An 18,573-nucleotide genomic window follows, 5' to 3' on the forward strand; every position below is an offset into this window, starting at 1 on the left:
AAAAAGCCTCTGGGCCGTTGGGCACAGAGGCTTAAACTGCCTAGTCAGCCTAGGCGATTAGGATTAAGCATTACAGCTTGGCAGCAGCTGGCGCCGGCTCGCTAATGTCTAGCTCTTCTGGGGCAGCAGTCACCAGCGCAAACTCCTCTTCAGCGGTTTTCGCCACCAGCTTATTCTTGCTGTAAAGGAAGTAGTACGCTGCACCAGCAATGAATAGAACAATGGTGTAATTAAACGCGCGGGGGTCGAAAGCATAGACACCGGTCAGTGCGACGAGGGAAAGAACTAACGCAACGCCAGAGGTCACCACACCACCGGGTGTTTTATAAGGGCGCGGCAAGTCAGGCTGTTTCACTCGCAATAGAATGTGGCTGAGCGCCATCAATGCATAAGAGAGCGTCGCGCCGACAACGGCCATTCCTAGAATCAGATCACCCTCACCGCTAAGTGAGACCAAAAAGCCAAATACACCAGGCACAATCAGCGCCAGATAAGGCACTTTACGCTCGCTGGTCAGTGACAGCGGCTTGGGTAAATAGCCCGCACGAGAAAGCGCAAACACCAAACGGCTGTAGCCATAGATAATCGAGAAAAATGACGCCACCAGCCCCGCAAGACCTAAGACATTAACCAGTGTGGCAAGCGTTGGGTTGCCCGCAACGTTAAGCGCATCGACCAGCGGCACACCACTTTGACCAATCATTTCGGCTCCCGCCGCGCCGGCCAGTAACACCACGACCAATAAGGCGGTAAATAGCAGGAACAGCATCGCAGCAATAATCCCTTTAGGCATATCCCGCGCGGGGTCTTTGGCTTCCTCTGCCGCTAGCGGCACGCCCTCAACCGCCAAAAACAGCCACATCCCAAACGGCAGTGCGGCCCAAATACCGTACCAACCATAGGGCATAAAGGTGCTCGCACCGGCTGCATCGGTGGGCGCAATATCAAACAGATTCGCTGAATCGAAATTGCCGATCAGCGCCACTGCCGTTGCCAAAATCGCGAACACGGCCAGCCCGCTAATCACCATCATCACTTTTAGCGCTTCACCCACGCCTGCTAGGTGAATACCGATAAACACTGCGTAGAACAGCAGGTAAACCAGCGGCCCATTAATGCCCAGCAGCGATTCAACTGCCGAGCCAATGAAAATCACGATCGCAGCAGGCGCAAGCGCGTACTCAATCAACACCGCAAGCCCGGTTAAATAGCCACCGGCTGGCCCCATCGCTTGGCGAGCAAAGCTATAGCCGCCGCCAGCGGCTGGAATCGCTGCGGACATTTCAGCCAATGCTAATACGAGTGCCAGGTACATCATCGCCATTAAGCAGGCGGCAATGGCAAAGCCACCCCAACCCGCTTCAGCAATACCGAAGTTCCAGCCGGCAAAATCACCGGAAATAACATAAGAAACCCCAAGCCCTGCTAGTAATAGCCAGCCCGCGGTACCTTTGCGCAGCTGGCGCTTGGCCAAATACGCTTGATCGACAGAAGGTTGTGTCATTGTCATGCCCTTTTCAGTGTGGAACGCAATCGTTGTCAGCGGCGTGCTGAGTCGGGGTGTTGGTTCCATATTGTTGTTAGGAGTTTTTTAGGAGCGTTTCTATAAGTGCTTGTTATTTATGTATTGTTATTACTCTTTTTAATTACTATTTAATTACTCTGTTATCTATATGGCGCTGCTTATGCATAACGCTTCGCTTCCTGTGCCGCTTATTAATCGGCCACCAGGAAGTTTTGAGTTGTCCCCCCTGTTGCACCGTCTAATACGCTGTCCTCGCTACGATCTTTCAGTTGCACGCCAGACAGTTTCCGCTGACGGGCTTCGGTTAATAGCAACAACAACCGCCGTGCGGCCTCTTCCGGTTTGAGCCCTGCTGGGCGCACGTTTGAAATGCAGTTGCGGCGATCATCCTTTAGGCCCACTTCTGGTTCCCAGGTCATATACAGCCCGAGGCTATCTGGAGAGCTTAAGCCTGGACGCTCACCAATCATCACCAGCACGGCATCGGCATTAAGCAGCGCGCCAACCTCATCACCAATCGCCACGCGGCCCTGCTCTACGATGGTTAATGGCGCGAGCTGCCACTCCCGCTGATCACTCTCAAAGGCGCGATACAACGCAGTAAGAAACGGTGCACTGTTCTGCTGTACCGCCAGTGCGGAAAGTCCATCGACAATCACCACCGCTAAATCGAAGCGCTGGCCACTTTGCGCCGCTTGTTGCAGTTGCTCTCGCGAAGTGTCGTCAAGACGACGGCCATAATCTGGACGCTGCAGATACATGGCCCGGTCGACTGCGTGGCTATGCACATGAATAGGTGTCTGGTTCATGCTCAGCGCTGTCGTTAACTCATCGGCCAGCGCGTCGCACTCAAGGGGGCAGTGAACGGCATCCTGGGCTTGGGCATGAGCCAGTTGAAACGCCAATAGCTGATGCGTGGGCAGACTAATGCCAGCCCGCCCAAGCCCAATGCGAGCATCGGTAAATGCCCTCAGCCGCTCCCATGGGTTAGCGATCACAATCGATGGGGCTTTTTTCGATTCATTATCAGACATCACGAGCAGCCTCCTTTGGCAGGTGGCGCAGGCTATTAGCGAAAGCGGCCGGTAGTTGATCATTTAACCGATAGGTAGAAACGTCTTGGAAGATCTGCATCTTCGCCAGCCACTGCTCGAACTCCGGGGCGGCCTTCAACCCAAGCACACGCCGTGCGTAAAGGGCATCGTGAAAGGACGTGGTTTGATAGTTGAGCATGATGTCGTCAGAGCCAGGGATGCCCATCACAAAGCTACAGCCCGCCACACCTAACAGCGTCAGCAGGTTGTCCATATCATTTTGATCGGCTTCAGCGTGATTGGTGTAGCAAACATCACAGCCCATGGGCACGCCTAGCAACTTGCCGCAGAAGTGGTCTTCCAGCCCCGCCCGGGTGATCTCTTTACCATCGTACAAATACTCAGGGCCGATAAATCCCACCACCGTATTCACCAGCAGCGGATTAAACTTGCGCGCCACCGCATAAGCGCGGGCTTCACAGGTTTGCTGATCCAAACCATGATGAGCATCAGCGGAAAGCGAGCTGCCTTGCCCAGTTTCGAAATACATTACGTTGCGCCCAACCGTACCGCGATTCAGCGTTTGAGCAGCCGCCTCGGCTTCTGCCAGCGTACTCAAATCAAAGCCAAAACTGCGGTTGGTGGCTTCGGTACCGCCAATGGATTGAAAAACGAGATCTACCGGCGCGCCCTGCTCAATCGCTTCGAGCGTGTTGGTCACATGAGTGAGTACGCAGGATTGGGTGGGAATTTCGTATTTCTGAATGACATCGTCCATCAGGCGCATTAGCTTGATGCTTTGGGCGACATTATCAGTAGCAGGATTGATCCCAATGACCGCGTCGCCACTGCCATACAGCAAGCCATCCAAAATACTGGCGGCAATCCCGGTCACGTCATCAGTAGGATGGTTGGGCTGCAAACGCGTCGATAACCGCCCCGGCAAACCAATAGTATTGCGAAATGCGGTCGTCACATGGCACTTCTTGGCGACCAGCATCAAATCTTGATTGCGCATCAACTTGCTAACAGCGGCGGCCATTTCAGGGGTAATGCCAGGGCGAGCCGCGGCTAACACATCGCTGGTGGCATAGTCGGATAGTAGCCAGTTACGAAAGTCACCCACGGTTAAATGCTTCAGCGGCGCAAACGCAGCAGCATCGTGCTCATCGATGATTAAACGAGTAATTTCGTCTTGCTCATAGGGGACCAGCACATCATTCAAAAACGTGGTAAGCGGGAGCTCTGCCAGCACCATTTGCGCCACTACCCGCTCTTCTGCTGATTCTGCAATGACCCCTGCCAAGCGATCACCGGAGCGTGGCGGCGTGGCCTTGGCCATTAATTCCGCCAAGCCATTAAAGCGATAGCGGCGGCTTCCAACAGTTGTGTGATAGGTCTGCGCCATGGGACCTTCCTTTTTTATATTTAAAAGTGGCTTTTTCAAAAGCGACGATTTCTAAAACGTCTATTTCTAAATCTATGATTTCTAAAACTCTGATTTCTAAAACTGTGCTCTCTAAAGCTACGCTCTCCAAAACCATGGCGCCGAATGCGCGTTGAGGAACAGAATTTGCTTGTTTCCACAATAGCGCTATCACTTAATGGGGAGTATCGAGTTTTGGCAAACCTGTCATACTTATAAAAACATCATTAAATACAATAAATTAGAGGCGAACATGCAACGTGATGGCACTTTAATCACGTTCACAGGAGTTTTTCATGACGCTGACAAGCCAAGACATTGCACCAAAAAAATGCATTCAAGAGGCGTTTGATGCCGACGAACATGCCCAAAATCTGACCCGCTGGCAGCAGCAATACGACCAACTAAGTCCTGGCCGCTTTTATGGGCGACTAGATGAAATTGAGTTACCCGCCATGCAGGTGTTTAAAGAACATACCGGGCAAGCGCTGCGACAAGACTGCCGAGTGTGGGCTGACTCTCTCTGGCTGGGCATCCCCACTCAAGCACCAGGGTCACGAATTAATGGGCAGGCGTTGGAAGAACATGAGGTGATGTGTCACCCCGGCGGTCGTGATTTTGAGCTGGTAACCCCCGAAGCGTTTGATATCTACGGACTAGTGATACGTATGCCGTTATTACAGGCTGCCGCCCAGCGACAGGGGGTGATACTTGATCATGAGTGGCAAGATTCACTCCGCCGCCGGGTAGCGCCTGAAACTCTGCATGCCGTGTCTTTTTTACTTGAACGCTTACTCTCAAATCAACAAGGCCCCATAGCTGAAAACGTTCATCAAGATATTTTGCTAACAGGCCTAATGGAAGTATTAAAAGCCAACCAAACAAGCCATGAATTGCCTCCCAGCTATCCTCATCGAAAAGCAGTGGTTGACCGGGTGAAGCGCTATGTTGATGAGCACCTGGAAGGTCCAGTCACCATGGAAACGTTATGCGAGCTAACTCATGTCAGCAGGCGTACGCTGCAATACAGTTTTACGTCTATCCTTGGTATTAGTCCGCTGCAGTTTTTACGTTTAACGCGGCTGAATAGAGTGCGTCGTGCTCTGCGCAGCGCAGAGCCCCACCAAACAGTGACTGAAATTGCCACCTACTGGGGCTTTTGGCATTTGGGGCAATTTGCTCATGACTACAAGCAACAGTTTGGCGAAAGCCCTTCGCAGACGTTAAACGCGATTCACTGAGCGTGCGCGGCATCCCTTTCGAGGTAAAGATCTTATGTCGAGGCAACGATCCTATATCGAGGTAGAGGCCCTATGGTAAATACCACCGCCTGGAATCGCTTGCGCTATAGCATTTACGCGCCAGTCTATGATCTGGTGGCGACTAAAGCGTTTCGTAAGCCCCGCAGAAGTGCGCTTAACCAAGTTGACTGGGAACCCGGCATGCGAGTACTGCTGGTGGGTGCAGGCACCGGCTTAGACCTGCCTTATTTACCGCGCGAATTAGAAATCCATTTAACCGACCTAACCCCCGCGATGGTGACGCGAGCCCGTGAGCGAGCGGAACATGCGCAACGTGACGTGGTATGTCGTGTAATGGATGCCGCTGCACTGGACTACCCAGATGAGCATTTTGACGTCGTTGTGATGCATCTTATTTTGGCGGTGATGCCCAATCCTGAACAGGGACTAGCCGAAGCGCACCGGGTACTGAAAAACGACGGACAGCTCTGTGTTATGGATAAATTTCAACCCGACACCCACATTGCTGGTCCAAGTCGGCGAGCACTGAACGTCATTACTTCATTGATCGCGACCGACATCACCCGCCAGGCGACACCACTACTTCAACAAGCAGGCTTCAACATCCGCCGCGACGAACCCGTATTGATGAATGGCCTTTTTCGCGCACTTTTAGCAATAAAGTAAACTGCCCTCACAACTGCACATCTCCTCAAAACACCAGTACAACCGAAACAACAACGTCCAATACTGGTACAATTAATAGCAACCCGTTACTTGCACGCTTCATCAACATGTAAGGTGACCAATGCCTAAAGCAGCTGTGAAACGCTTCCGTCGTTTACCCGAAGAAGAGCAGTCCCGCGTGATTGAAATGGCTTGGGAAGATCGCACTCCGTTTGAAGCGATCGACACTCTGTTTGGCCTAGGCGAGCCGGACGTCATAGAGGTAATGCGCCACCAGCTTAAGCCGGCCTCATTTCGACTATGGCGCAAGCGTGTTACTGGTCGCGCGACGAAGCATACGGCTTTGCGATCGCCGGATATTTTACGAGGCTACTGCCCAACGCAATATAAGCGCTGAACAACTATTCGGTCTTAGTTTTCAGCTATACGCGAGCCCTTTTAATTCACTTAACTGGCAGCTTGGACCGAAAAGCTCTTGAGCCGATCAAGTGCTAATTCTAGCCTGGAGTAATCAAACAGTTTAAGTTTACGCTGTGCCGAATTTTTACTGCCTGACCAATTCCTCACGCCTTCCATTACAGAAGCTGGATCTGGATTAACCTGCGACTGGAACAGCAACCAATCCACTGTGGCTAATAATTCCATCCCAAAAGGCGACTCAAAGCCATCAATTAGTGCGGCTGTTTTTTCAAGCGCTGGCAGATAATCTTTTGCCTCAGTTTTTAGATATAGCGCCACTTTTTCCCGCTTGGCATCGTTGAACCAAATAGTATCCAGCGGGCCGCAGTCATTGATACGTTTCTCGCTTTTGAGATAGCTGCCATCTAAACCATTGAGCAAATGGCGCAGTCGGTCAGCATAGGGGCCGTAGCTGTTAGCTTCAAACCGAAGATCCAGCGGATTATCAACGCCTTCTGCTTCAATCGCTCGTTCCAGAAACCAGGCCAGTTTTTGTATTTCCAACAAACTGCATTCCATCCCTAGTACCCAGTAACGGCGTACCAGTTCAGCGATCAAGGCACGCGCAGGTGTTAACTGTTCAACACCCTGGCACTTTACAACGTTTTGATATTTGGCCGTCGGCTCAAAGACGATAATCTCAACACCCTGCAAATCGCCTAGCGTTTGCTCGATATGAGGCTTAATCTCAGCCCAATCCAGCCCACCATTACCAGCCCCCAAAGGCGGAATAGCAATTGAGCGCACTTGATTGCGCTCAATAAAATTGCGCAGATCAACCAAGCCGTCAATAATCCACTGTATCTGGGATTTCGCTCGCCAGTGCTGTTTGGTAGGAAAATTGACGATCCAGCGAGGCCCCATCAACTCAACGGTTTCAGTCACAAACATATGGCCCGTTTGAACTTCTCCGGCTTTGCAGGCTCGCGCATAGGCCGCCATATTGGCAGGAAAGCGTTCTTTGAACATCAGCGCGATTCCCTTGCCCATCACCCCCACCGTATTAACGGTGTTGACCAGGGCCTCAACCTCAGCATCCAGCAAGTTGCCTGTTGTATAAGTGATCATGTCTGACTCCTTAAAAATACCAGCTGGGCCGACAGTGAATATCCAGTGCAACATCCAACTCAGCAGACTGCTGCTGTAATTCTAGCTGTACCTGCGGGGTATAACATATTGCCCCCAGCAATGCCTGAATGGGCACATATTGGTGAATTAGGGCTTCTGCTTGATAACGCTCAATTTTCTCAGGGTCATCCGGGTCACGCTGGAAGTTGCGCTGCTGAAGAAGCAGCCAGTCAATGGCGCTCAGGCTATCTAGGTCATTGAAATAATGGGCAGTGACCGGATAAGCATGACGGTCGGTATAGACAAACGGCAAATCCAACTCGGCAATTTTATGCAGACTGGAGACCAAAATCACGATGTCTCTGTTCGCCACCGTCTTCACACCGCCACGGCCAGTGTGGATGTTGTACATCATTGGCGAAAAGGGCGTGAAGTAAAAAGGCACATAATCGTTTAGTACACCACCAGGTGCCAGAGGTACATTACGATGCGCACGGCGGCCAATTAACTCTTCATTACCTATCACCACCCACTTCGCCGCACGCTTGCCGCTATGTCCTGCATGGAGCCCGTTCGCCATAATCCACGGCAGATTCTGGCGATGGGTAATCCGCCAAATCAGCGCCTTGCTGGGGTTCAGGTTCGTGTATGCCATTAGTAGAACACACCTTCTAATGGCTGCGGCGTTCACTGCCTAGCCACATTAATTTGAAGAAAGCCTTAAAAGTATTACCCCCTGGCTTTGCTAATATCGACGATTGTAGCCTAGTTCGATGTGACTCAAGAAATATCACTTCAAAGATTAAGCCTTTCTTTACACGCCACCTTATTATTATATTATCACATAACACAACGCCGTTTATAAAAACCCGCTTAGAGGTGCATTCGCAATGACCGTGTTTTCTCCCCTGCCCGTCACCGTGCTTTCAGGATTTCTAGGTGCAGGTAAAACCACCGTACTCAATCATATTTTGGCTAACCGCGAAGGTCGTCGCGTCGCGGTGATTGTCAACGATATGAGCGAGGTCAATATCGACGGTGCATTAGTGCGTGGCGGCCCTGGCGAGTCCACGTTAGATGGCGAGGTAGCGCTGAACCGTTCTGAAGAGCGTTTGGTAGAAATGAGCAACGGCTGCATTTGCTGCACGCTGCGTGAAGATTTGCTAGAAGAAGTTAGCCAACTGGCCAGAGAAGGTAAATTTGATTACTTGGTGATTGAGTCCACGGGGATTTCCGAACCGCTACCCGTGGCGGAAACGTTCACCTTTGAAGATGAAAGCGGCCAGAGCCTTTCCCACGTTGCACGCCTTGATACGCTGGTCACTGTCGTCGATGGTGCCAACTTTCTTGAGCAGTACCGCGAAGCGCAGAGCCTCGCTGAAGCGGGCGAAAGCTTGGGTGACGACGACGAGCGTAACGTCGCAGACCTGCTGGTCGACCAGATCGAGTTTTGTGATGTATTACTGATCAGCAAAACGGATCTGATCAATAAAAAAGAGCTTGATGCGCTAACGGCGATTCTGCGCTCACTCAACCCTGATGCAGAGCTGGTGCCCATCACTCAAGGTGGCGTGCCGCTAGAGAAGGTGCTTGATACTGGCAAGTTCAATTTTGAGCGCGCCCAGCAAGCGCCTGGTTGGCTAAAAGAGATGCGTGGCGAGCATGTGCCAGAAACCGAAGAGTACGGTATCAGCAGCTTTGCCTATCACGCTCGCCGCCCTTTCCACCCGCAGAAATTCCACGCTTTACTCAATCAAGAGTGGTTTGGTAAAGGACTGCTACGCTCGAAAGGCTTTTTCTGGCTTGCTACTCGGCCACGCTTCGCAGGCCAATGGAGCCAAGCAGGTGGTATTGCTCATCACGGCCCAGCGGGCGTGTTCTGGAAAGCTATCCCCGAAGCTAACTGGCCGGAAGATCCTGAAACTCGCCAGTTCATTATGGAAAAGTGGCAGGAGCCGTTTGGCGACATGCGCCAGGAGCTGGTGTTTATCGGCCAGCACTTAGATCAAGACAACATGCGCGAAGCGCTAGATGCCTGTTTGCTAAGTGAAGCGGAACTGCTACAAGGCATGGAAGCCTGGAAGCAGCTACCCGATCCGTTCCCCGCTTGGGAGTAATGCTTTAACTGCCGGAGCTAGCTAAACAGCGCTCTGCCCACTGCCGCACTTCAGGGTAGGCACGCTGCTCAAAGACCGCGAAGCCGTTAAGGCCGCGGGCTTTGAGTGGGGTAAAAATCGGCATGGTTAAACCGCATAAGAAGTGCGCCAACCGCTGGGCGTTGGGCGGCTGGCCGAACTGTTCGGTGTGGCGTTCAATCAGCGGTGAGGCATAGCGGATAAAATCCTTTTCAGACAGCGCGGGTAATGGCGTCGCATCCGGCAGCCGAACCGGGTTGCCGTAGCATACCGAACAGTGGCCACAGCGGCCCTGCTCGGTATCAAGTGGCCCATCGAAGGTGGTATCCCCAAAATGCTCAGCTAACCGCCGAGTCAGGCAGCTTTGCGACTCAAACAGTGCCAACATGGAATGCAACCGGTCAATTTCGATTCGCTCCCGATCTAGACATTCATTAAACAACTGGCTCGCCATCGCCTCGACCGAAAATTCCGGCTGACCAATTTCATACACATCGGTCATGCGTTTACCTTCCAGGGTCAGCCAGCCTTTATCCTGGAAGTATTCAAGCGCGGTAATGACGCGGGCACGGGAAGCATCAATTTGCTGTGCCTGCCCAGCCTGATGCAGTCGCTCAAAATCCACCGTCCCCCAAGTACGAGCGATAGCAATATTGTCGATTAACAAACGTACAAAGGCCGCCCGCTCTCCTGCAAAACGCCCCGCTAAGGCAGTAGGCTCAATGTGGTAGCGCAACCGATACTCGGCTAAGAACGCAAAGCGCGGCGCAATAATGCCGTGCATTTCCAGCCGCACCAGTAGCGTTTTAAGTGGCAGCAGGCGGATATTGGTATCTCGGGAAAGCGTATTGAGCAGTACTTCCCACTGACGATCTGGCGCTTGACCGGCTGATGAAATTTCCTCCAGTAAGCGCAAAATACCCGCGTACTCAGGCGTGTCGCCGTAAACGAAGTTCTCCAGCACCCGCAGACCATCGCGTCCGGCAATGGTTAAACAGGTGGAAGGCAGTCCATCGCGCCCTGCCCGACCAATTTCCTGACTGTAATTCTCAATCGATTTAGGTAGATCAAAGTGCACAACGTTGCGGATATTGCCTTTATCAATGCCCATACCAAAGGCAATGGTAGCGACAATACAGGGCGATTCGCTGCTCATAAACTGGCGCTGAATCTCATCGCGGCGGGCTGAATCCAGCCCCGCATGGTACGCCTGGGCAGCAATCCCCTGGGCGGCCAGCTCACTTGCCAGCTGCTCGGCGGTTTGCTGCAAGGTGACGTAAATAATCGTAGGCGCTTCGTTGCCAGGCGGCATTTGCGGCATAAGCCAATCAATCAGCTGTTGCTGACGATTTTCCATGGCGGGCACCACCAGAAGCTCTAAGTTAGCGCGATAAAAGCCAGTGGTAATGACATTTTCCGGAACGATGGAAAACTTCTCACGCATATCAGCGATAACCGCTGGCGTGGCCGTGGCAGTCAGTAGCAACACCTGGGGAATAGCAAACTCACGCTGATAATCGGGCAGTTTAAGGTAATCGGGGCGGAAGTTATGTCCCCACTCAGAGAGACAGTGTGCTTCATCAACCACTAGCAGCGATATTTGAACCTGGCGTAGAAAGTGCCGAAAGCGCTCGTTTTTAAGCCGCTCCACCGACACCATGAGGATTTTCAGCTCACCGTTTTTGGCGCGCTCCATCACATCACGGGTCGTAGCGCGGTCTTGGGTGGAATCAATACTGGCGGCTGCAACACCATGGCGGGCCAAGAAAGCGAGCTGATCCTGCATCAGTGCCAGCAGCGGCGATACCACCAGGGTCAGATGCGGAAGATGAAGTGCAGGCAACTGATAACAGAGTGACTTCCCCGCCCCAGTGGCAAAAATCGCCGCCGTAGAGTGCCCCTCCAACACTCTGGACACCACCGCCTGCTGGCCGCCGCGAAAATCATCAAATCCGAATACTGCCTTCAGCGTCTGCTGCGGTGATAGCGAGGTCATGGCCGTTCCCTGGAGTGTCGTCAATACGTTAGGGCTAAGCTAACGCGTTCACGTCATTTTCTCCAATCAAGGGGCGCCATTAAGCGCAGGGTTGCGGCTTTTCATTCTGTGTAGGGAGAGCCAGCGCCTGCCAAGCCTCAAAGGTGGTAAAAAACACCTGCCCTGTTAGCTCGCGGTAAAGCGCTGTGTTTGTTAAGCGATCCATCACCGGGCCTTTCACTTCCGCCAAGTGCAGCATTGCGCCAGCATCTTTTAACCGGCCGTTAATAGCTTCTAAGCTTTCAAGCGCGGACGCATCAATCACATTCACCGCCTGGCAGGTCAATACAATATGTTTTAACGAAGGGGAACGAGCAGCCAGCGCCATCACGGTATCTTCTAAGTAGCGAGCGTTAGCAAAGTAAAGGCTTTCATCAATGCGCAGCATGGCCACATGTTGATCGGTTTCGACCTCATGGCGCTTCACGTTGCGAAAATGCTCGGTGCCCGGCACCCTCCCTACCACGGCACTATGGGGCTGGCTGGTGCGGTACAGGTGCAGCCCTAGTGAGAGCACCACACCGCTGATAATGCCGACCTCGACACTGTGCAACAGGGTCAGAAGCAAGGTCGTCACCATTGCCACGCCGTCGCTGCGGGAGTATTGCCAAGTGCGCTTTATTGCGGGCAGATCAATCAATGTGCCCACGGCGACGATAATAGTAGCGGCCAATGTCGCCGTCGGCAGAAAGGCCAGCAGACCCGTGAGCAACAGCGTAGAAAGCACAATACCTAAGGCGGTAAATGCCCCGGCCAACGGTGTTGCCGCGCCCGCTTCAAAGTTCACTACCGAGCGTGAAAACCCACCTGAAACCGGCGAACCACCGCTGACGCCAGCGCCCAAATTGGCCATCCCAAGAGCGATGAGTTCTTGATTAGGATCGATACGCTGGCGGCGCTTAGCCGCCAGCGTTTGCGCCACGGACACCGATTCTACAAAGCCCACCAAACTGATCAATAAAGCGGCAGGCAACAGGCCAAGCCATAGCGACTGATCTAGGCTAGGCAGCGCAATGGCAGGCAAGCCGCTAGGCACAAAGCCGACCAGATCCACGCCGTACTGCCCCAAGTTAAAGTGCCAGGCCAGCAGCGTAGTCACCATCACCGCTGAAATCGGTGCGGCTTTGACCATCAAACCAGAAGCACTGGCCGAGATACCTATCGCCATCAGCCAAGCGTTCAAGCGCTTGCGGCAAACCAGCAGATAGCCCCACACCCCTAAACCAATCAGTAGCGTGATGAGATTGACCTGTTGCCACTGGCTGAACAGTGCGCCCAGCAGCTCAATGACATTATGCCCCGCAGCCTCAACACCTAGAATATGTTTGAGCTGACTAATGGCGATCAAAATACCCGACGCAGTGATAAACCCAGAAATAACCGGATGGCTTAAGAAGTTGACCAAAAAGCCCAGCCGCAGCACGCCCATGGCAATCAATATCAATCCTGAAAGCGCCGCCAACACCAGTGCAGCGCCAATATATTCAGGACTGCCTGGAGTAGCAAAGCTGCTTAAAGCCGACGCCGTCATTAACGCTGCCACGGCTACCGGTCCTACCGCCAAGCTGGCACTGGTACCAAAGATGGCGTAAAGCACCAGCGGTAGCATACTGGCATACAGGCCCATCTCTGGCGGCAACCCAGCCAGCAAGGCATAGGCCAGCGCCTGGGGCACCAGCATTAGCGTGACAATAACGGCTGCCAGCGAATCTTTAAATAACACAGCCCGGTTATAGCGCCGCAGCCAGCCAACCACAGGCACCCAACGCTCTATGTTCATGGGGAGTACTCGTTCTGGCAATAGCACTGACTAAGGCAAACCACACCGCACGCCTACGCTGTCTGATTCTCAAGCCCTTGGCGGTGCTCTTGCAAATCAAAACCGGCTGCTTTGGCAGCGGCAAATAGTTCCGCCAGATCGCATTTTTCGGTATGGCGCTTTGCGTAAGCCCAAAGATGGGTAGCACGCTTACCTGACCGACAAAACGCCAAAATAGGCCGAGGTAGCTGCTGCAACGCCTGAGCAAAAGCAGCGACATCCACTTGGCTATACTCGCCGGGGGCCACAGGAATGTGCACCCAATGAAGGCCAAGTTCTGCTGCTTTAAAGCGGTAAGCATCCTCTCCAGAAAACTCAGCGCTTTCACCAGGCTTGCAGTTACAGATCACCGTTTTAAAGCCCTGAGCTTTTACGTACTCAAGTTCCTCGACCGTGAGCTGTGAAGTAATAGCAACGCCCTTCTCTAACGGTTGTGTTTGCATGCATCTCTCCTAGCGTTTCTCGCTGCCGCTTTAAGCAGCAGCGCAAGGCACAAACTCGCCAAAACAATTGTTATAAACATAGCTCATTCTGGAATATAAGCAATAGCGCACGACAAAAACACCCGGGACTTTTTTTGAGAAAAGACCCGGGTGGCGCATAAATATCGAAGGGAGAAGCGTTACGCTATTGAGTGGTGTCGCTATTAGGGAGCGCCGAATTAATTAAACGCTTTCTCTAATGCAAAGCGCGGCTGTGGCTGGCCGTCTTGGTTAACACTTTCAGTGAACATTGTAAGCGGGCGCACCCACAGACCGTAGTCGCCGTAAAGCGCACGGTAAACTACCAGCACCTCTTCATTTTCACTGTGCTGAGCGGTGCCCAGTACTTCGTAAAGGCTGCCTTTATAGTGGCGATATATACCGGGAACAGGCGCAGTCATTCACTTTCCTCTTGTTGGGTCGTTGAAGGCATGGGCTTAGCGGCTTTTTTAGCCAGCCGTTCGAGCACTTTTGAGGCAGCGACAAAACCAAACGTACCAGTGACAAAGGTGGCGGCGCCAAAGCCTGAGGCGCAGTCTAAACGGGTAGCATCACCGTTGTCGGGCTTTTGCAGACAGACTTCGCCGTCAGCGCCAGGGTACACCAGCTGCTCATCAGAATAGACACACTCAACGGAAAAGCGCCGCTTGGGATTACGCGAAAAACCGTAATCACGGCGCAGCCGCGAGCGCACCTTGGAAAGTAGCGGGTCGTGTTCAGTGCGCGTTAAATCTGCCACCTGAATGCGGGTAGGATCCGTCTGACCGCCTGCAGCTCCCGTCACGGTAATCGGCAGTTTACGTCGTTTGCACCAGGCGATTAGCGCTGCCTTGGCGATCACGCTATCAATGGCGTCCACCACATGATCGGCATCATCGGGGATACGCTCGGCAAGGTTAGTGGGTGTGACAAAAGCACTGTCGGCTACGACGTTTATCTCCGGGGCAATCAAGCGACAACGCTCGGCCAACACTTCTACCTTTGGCTGGCCAATGGTGGCGTCTAACGCATGGAGCTGACGATTGACGTTGGACACACATACGTCATCCAAATCAATCAGCGTTAGCTTGCCAATGCCAGAACGCGCCAGCGCTTCTACCGTCCAGCTCCCCACGCCACCCACACCCACTACCACAACATGGGCATGGCGAAACGCCGTGGCAGCACGTTGGCCATACAAGCGGCGAATGCCGCCAAAGCGAAAGTCATAATCCGAAGACATTACAGGCTCTCTATTTTACAACATGCTATTTGACAGCACGGTTCGATTCGTCACGACTACCGCTGAAGCACAGCGGGCGTTGAAATGGCTGGGGTGCGCACGCTATCTAGCGGCAGATGCCCAGCCCAGCCGAATTGCTCAAATAGGCTTCTCATGGTCGCATCGAGTGCGCAGCTTAGTTGGATGCGCTTATCGGCTAAGGGGTGATCAAACGCTAAATAGCTGGCAGCCAACAGCAAACGGGGAGCATTCAGTTGATCCGCAAAAAAGCGGTTGTGGACACTTTTGCCGTGCTTGGCATCACCAATAATCGGATAACCACGCCGAGAAAGATGGCGACGGATCTGATGGCGACGCCCGGTCATAGGCCGCGCTTCCACTAGCGAATAGCGCGCCACTGGATAGCGGTCTACCTGCACAGGCAATTCAACGCTATCCAGGCGTCGAATATCGGTCATCGCGGGCATAGCAGGCATCTCGGTTTTGGGGCGCGTGCCATCTTCTTCCCGCAATGGGTAATCAAGGCGCTCTTGCTCCGGCGCCTTGCCCCTCACTACCGCCAGATAGCGCTTTTCTACCTGCCGTTCGCTAAAGCCTTCACTCAACACGGCTGCCGCTTCAGATGATAAACCAAACACCATCACGCCGGAGGTGGGTCTATCTAACCGATGCACCGGATACACTCGTTTGCCAATTTGGTCACGCAGGCGTTGAAGCAAAAATTCTGTTTCTCCACGCGCCAGCGCCGAGCGGTGCACTAGTAACCCAGACGGCTTATGCACTGCAACAAGGTGCTCATCCTGATAAAGGATGTTCAATGGCAACATGGCACTCCCCGGTAACGGCAATTGAGATAACAAATCGCGGTGATTTGAAGCAGCGCGCTATTGTCGCGGCTTAACGGTTCAATGTCATCTGCAGAGTAGATACGCTGGGGAAGTGGGTGTTTTAAAAACCCTAACGATAGCCCTCATTAACAATGCGTATGTTAACGATCAATATAACTTCGATACACCTAACTGCACCTGATTACGGTCATAGCTATATAGATCAATGTTGCTACGCCGGGATGAGCGGATCAAAGTAAGCTCTGGTGTAAACCCTTTGAATACCCAGCGGCGGTTGGTCAATCGCAATCTTGTACGCCATAAATTGTCTCGCCGCTCCACACCAAAGGCTGGTGTCACGTCATCATAGCGAGCGCGAAGATACTCAGGTTGGATCAGAGCCGTTAGGCCTCCGAATAACTCCCGGTAGTATCCGACACCACCTCGATAAACGGTATTACTGAGCATATCCAGCTCCGTAGACTCTTTGGACAGGCCCAGTACTCCCATCACGCCGCTAGAAGGCGTCAGGGCATACTGCCAACTGCCCAGCCAACTGGTACGGGTGCCATCCAAGCTGCTAACGTCATCGTGGCGAACCCACTGATGCTCTAACGAAGTATGCAGGCGTGTTCGAGAAGATGGATAGTAGGTCACTTCCTGCCGAAGACCAGCGCCATGATTATAGGACTCATTGCCATACCAGCGATGAAAACCGGTTAACAACGTGCTGAGCTCAAGGTCACCAAACTGAAATTTAGGACCGACATGTACATTGGCAAAGGTATCGTCAAAGCTTCCCCCACGATAGTCGGTACGATACAAACTCCCCCCCAGCCGCAGGCGAGTATTCTCGGCAATATGAGGTGTCCATTCCGCACTTGTATTGAGCAATATCCCTATGCCCGTCTGACGCTTTGCGTCCTCTGATAATTGGAAGGGTAGTCCGAAGATACTAATTTCCTCGATACTCGGTGCGGCATTGATATTAGTATCCGGGGCAAGCGCTACCGAAACATCCCAGTTGAATGTCTGGAGGTGGTGGATAGCAGCAAGGTAGCGATCAATATTGGCATTGACCTCGGTGGGCAGATTACCACTACGCGCGAAGCGGAACTGACGCCCTGCGTCGCGGTAGTCACCGCTCTCGAACAGCGCCCGCCCAAGTTCAAGACGAACACGCACCGCCTGTGGGTCTCGGATTAGAATCTCACGGAAGTAAGCGCTAGCACTCTCGAACTCCTGCTCATCCATCGCCAACATGCCGAGTAAAAAGGCGATATCGTCGTTATCGGCAAAGTGCTCACGCGCTTCCAACAGCACCGCTTTGGCTTGCTCACTGTCGCCCTGTTCCATCAGGCGTGTGGCGGCCACAGCGGCTAAGGGGATTTCACGATTAGTGTCGTTAGTTTGCGCGGGTGAATCGGCAAAGGCTGAACCTGAAAAGTACCCACAAGCCAGTAAAATGGCGATAAATCGGCAAATAGGCATACATCAATCCTTGTATGGATGACGTGCAGTTGAACGCATTGTCAGCACGCTACTAGCTAAAATAGCCCCATCCGAATGGATGAGGCTGAACGGGCTAGTCTTTTTTGACACCGAAAGCACCATAAGCTGCGCTTCCATTCGGGTCTTTAACTGACCAAACGGCAGCAGCCTCTGCCGCCCCCGGGCCATAGAAACGACCCCGGAACTCACCCTCTGCGTCAGTGCTCAAACTGGCATCATTGCCGGGTGACGATATAACGTCTGTTATGCCAGCAAAGCGGTTGCCGCTATCATCAAGGCCACCAGCAAGATTGATGTTATTCCAGGGTTGCTGTATGGCACCATTTTCCGTATCCATGGCAGTCATATTGGTCAAACTACCGTTTAACGTTCTATCCGCGAAGTTAACACTCATATTTGCTTGACCAAATAAGTTACCAGCCTGCCCATTGTCTATAATGACTGTACCTCTAGCCTGGATTTCTCATAGTACCTCAGCCAGTACCGCACTCAGGCTGTAACACCGCTAAACACCTACTGGCTCGACTTACATCGGCTACTTTTTAACCACTTTCCGGCGTTCAGACACACTTCCCCCTTTCCCCCATTGCTTCGGGCCGGGGGCGCCCGAGCAGTCAGTTAGGAACCAACCGCCTGACGAGATCGGATAGCGCCGTTTTATAGGGGTAGCTGTCACTCATGAGTACTCGGATTCGACGCGTATTGCGGATAATGACCGCGCCTACTTTGATGAGCTTGAGCCTCAGGTTGCTCGGACTCATGCGCGCGAAGGGCGTGTGCTTCAGATAAGTCCGTAACCGCTCGAACAGCGTATAAGCGAAGCCCGACAAGATCAGCCGCCACTGATTGGCCCACCAGTGCGTGCTGGAGGTCCGGTCAGCAAACAGGCTCAGTTGTTGATCCTTGATCCGGTTCTCCATGTCACCCCGGGCACAGTACTGCTCGTAGTAAAGCTTGAAGCCATCATCGTAACGGGAACTGATGATAAACCGGGGATTAGAGCCTAACTCGCCTTCTTCTAGGCGGGCCACCACCCAGCGTGAGTATTTCCAGGAGTGGGCTTGATACTGGAAGCGGAACGTCCCCGCTACTTTCCCTCCC

The 18,573-nt window shown here is 52.8% G+C and carries 18 protein-coding genes; 4 read left to right on the top strand and 14 right to left on the bottom strand.

The window, feature by feature from the left end:
* Positions 1-70 precede the first annotated feature (70 nt).
* The 3 genes from eat to INT19_RS12740 all read right to left on the bottom strand — a co-directional run bounded on the left by eat (position 71) and on the right by INT19_RS12740 (position 3,967).
* Positions 71-1,504, bottom strand: a complete 1,434-nt coding sequence (gene eat / locus INT19_RS12730) for an ethanolamine permease (RefSeq protein ID WP_193061029.1) — start codon at positions 1,502-1,504, stop codon at positions 71-73.
* Positions 1,505-1,716: 212 nt separating this feature from the next.
* The gene (gene eutC / locus INT19_RS12735; RefSeq protein ID WP_193061030.1) at positions 1,717-2,559 is read right to left on the bottom strand and encodes an ethanolamine ammonia-lyase subunit EutC; all 843 of its coding nucleotides are present in this window, start codon (positions 2,557-2,559) and stop codon (positions 1,717-1,719) included.
* Entirely contained in the window at positions 2,552-3,967 is a 1,416-nt protein-coding gene (locus INT19_RS12740; RefSeq protein WP_193061031.1) for an ethanolamine ammonia-lyase subunit EutB, read from the bottom strand. The genes eutC and INT19_RS12740 overlap by 8 nt, the downstream gene beginning before the upstream one ends.
* A gap of 314 nt (positions 3,968-4,281) precedes the next feature.
* Between INT19_RS12740 and INT19_RS12745 the strand changes: the two genes are divergently transcribed.
* From INT19_RS12745 to INT19_RS12755, 3 genes are all read left to right on the top strand, one after another.
* A complete protein-coding gene (locus INT19_RS12745; protein ID WP_193061032.1) occupies positions 4,282-5,226 on the top strand; it encodes a helix-turn-helix domain-containing protein in 945 nt (314 codons plus the stop codon).
* A gap of 72 nt (positions 5,227-5,298) precedes the next feature.
* The gene (locus tag INT19_RS12750) at positions 5,299-5,913 is read left to right on the top strand and encodes a class I SAM-dependent methyltransferase (RefSeq protein ID WP_193061033.1); all 615 of its coding nucleotides are present in this window, start codon (positions 5,299-5,301) and stop codon (positions 5,911-5,913) included.
* A gap of 121 nt (positions 5,914-6,034) precedes the next feature.
* Entirely contained in the window at positions 6,035-6,310 is a 276-nt protein-coding gene (locus INT19_RS12755) for a TIGR03643 family protein (protein WP_038481338.1), read from the top strand.
* 50 nt (positions 6,311-6,360) lie between these two features.
* On the opposite strand, the gene darG is transcribed toward INT19_RS12755, so the two are convergent.
* Both darG and darT read right to left on the bottom strand, forming a co-directional pair.
* Positions 6,361-7,440 carry a type II toxin-antitoxin system antitoxin DNA ADP-ribosyl glycohydrolase DarG gene (gene darG / locus INT19_RS12760; RefSeq protein ID WP_193061034.1) on the bottom strand — a complete coding sequence of 360 codons (1,080 nt, stop codon included), beginning with the start codon at positions 7,438-7,440 and terminating at the stop codon, positions 6,361-6,363.
* Positions 7,441-7,450: 10 nt separating this feature from the next.
* Entirely contained in the window at positions 7,451-8,095 is a 645-nt protein-coding gene (darT, locus tag INT19_RS12765; RefSeq protein WP_193061035.1) for a type II toxin-antitoxin system toxin DNA ADP-ribosyl transferase DarT, read from the bottom strand.
* 235 nt (positions 8,096-8,330) lie between these two features.
* On the opposite strand from darT, the gene zigA reads away from it, so the two are divergent.
* Positions 8,331-9,557, top strand: coding sequence for a zinc metallochaperone GTPase ZigA (zigA, locus tag INT19_RS12770; RefSeq protein ID WP_193061036.1), 1,227 nt, complete (start codon positions 8,331-8,333; stop codon positions 9,555-9,557).
* A gap of 4 nt (positions 9,558-9,561) precedes the next feature.
* Here the strand turns inward: zigA and INT19_RS12775 are convergent, their stop codons facing one another.
* The 9 genes from INT19_RS12775 to INT19_RS12815 form a co-directional block, all read right to left on the bottom strand.
* Positions 9,562-11,571, bottom strand: coding sequence for a RecQ family ATP-dependent DNA helicase (locus INT19_RS12775; RefSeq protein WP_193061037.1), 2,010 nt, complete (start codon positions 11,569-11,571; stop codon positions 9,562-9,564).
* Between the two features lie 79 nt (positions 11,572-11,650).
* Positions 11,651-13,390, bottom strand: coding sequence for a SulP family inorganic anion transporter (locus tag INT19_RS12780; RefSeq protein ID WP_193061038.1), 1,740 nt, complete (start codon positions 13,388-13,390; stop codon positions 11,651-11,653).
* A gap of 53 nt (positions 13,391-13,443) precedes the next feature.
* Positions 13,444-13,872, bottom strand: a complete 429-nt coding sequence (locus tag INT19_RS12785; protein WP_193061039.1) for a TIGR01244 family sulfur transferase — start codon at positions 13,870-13,872, stop codon at positions 13,444-13,446.
* A 218-nt stretch (positions 13,873-14,090) separates the two neighbouring features.
* A complete protein-coding gene (locus INT19_RS12790) occupies positions 14,091-14,312 on the bottom strand; it encodes a DUF1653 domain-containing protein (protein ID WP_193061040.1) in 222 nt (73 codons plus the stop codon).
* Positions 14,309-15,133, bottom strand: a complete 825-nt coding sequence (gene tcdA, locus INT19_RS12795) for a tRNA cyclic N6-threonylcarbamoyladenosine(37) synthase TcdA (RefSeq protein WP_193061041.1) — start codon at positions 15,131-15,133, stop codon at positions 14,309-14,311. Before tcdA ends, INT19_RS12790 begins: the two co-directional genes overlap by 4 nt.
* 56 nt (positions 15,134-15,189) lie before the next feature.
* Positions 15,190-15,960 (bottom strand): pseudouridine synthase, encoded by a 771-nt coding sequence (locus INT19_RS12800; protein ID WP_193061042.1) that lies wholly within the window; start codon positions 15,958-15,960, stop codon positions 15,190-15,192.
* Between the two features lie 168 nt (positions 15,961-16,128).
* Positions 16,129-17,451, bottom strand: a complete 1,323-nt coding sequence (locus INT19_RS12805; RefSeq protein WP_193061043.1) for a surface lipoprotein assembly modifier — start codon at positions 17,449-17,451, stop codon at positions 16,129-16,131.
* A gap of 94 nt (positions 17,452-17,545) precedes the next feature.
* The gene (locus tag INT19_RS12810) at positions 17,546-17,932 is read right to left on the bottom strand and encodes a transferrin-binding protein-like solute binding protein (protein WP_319022194.1); all 387 of its coding nucleotides are present in this window, start codon (positions 17,930-17,932) and stop codon (positions 17,546-17,548) included.
* Positions 17,933-18,086: 154 nt separating this feature from the next.
* Positions 18,087-18,573, bottom strand: a 487-nt coding sequence (locus INT19_RS12815; protein ID WP_193061045.1) for a transposase, incomplete at its 5' end; no start/stop codon positions are given.

This window comes from Halomonas sp. 3A7M (assembly GCF_014897875.1).
Classification (GTDB): domain Bacteria; phylum Pseudomonadota; class Gammaproteobacteria; order Pseudomonadales; family Halomonadaceae; genus Vreelandella.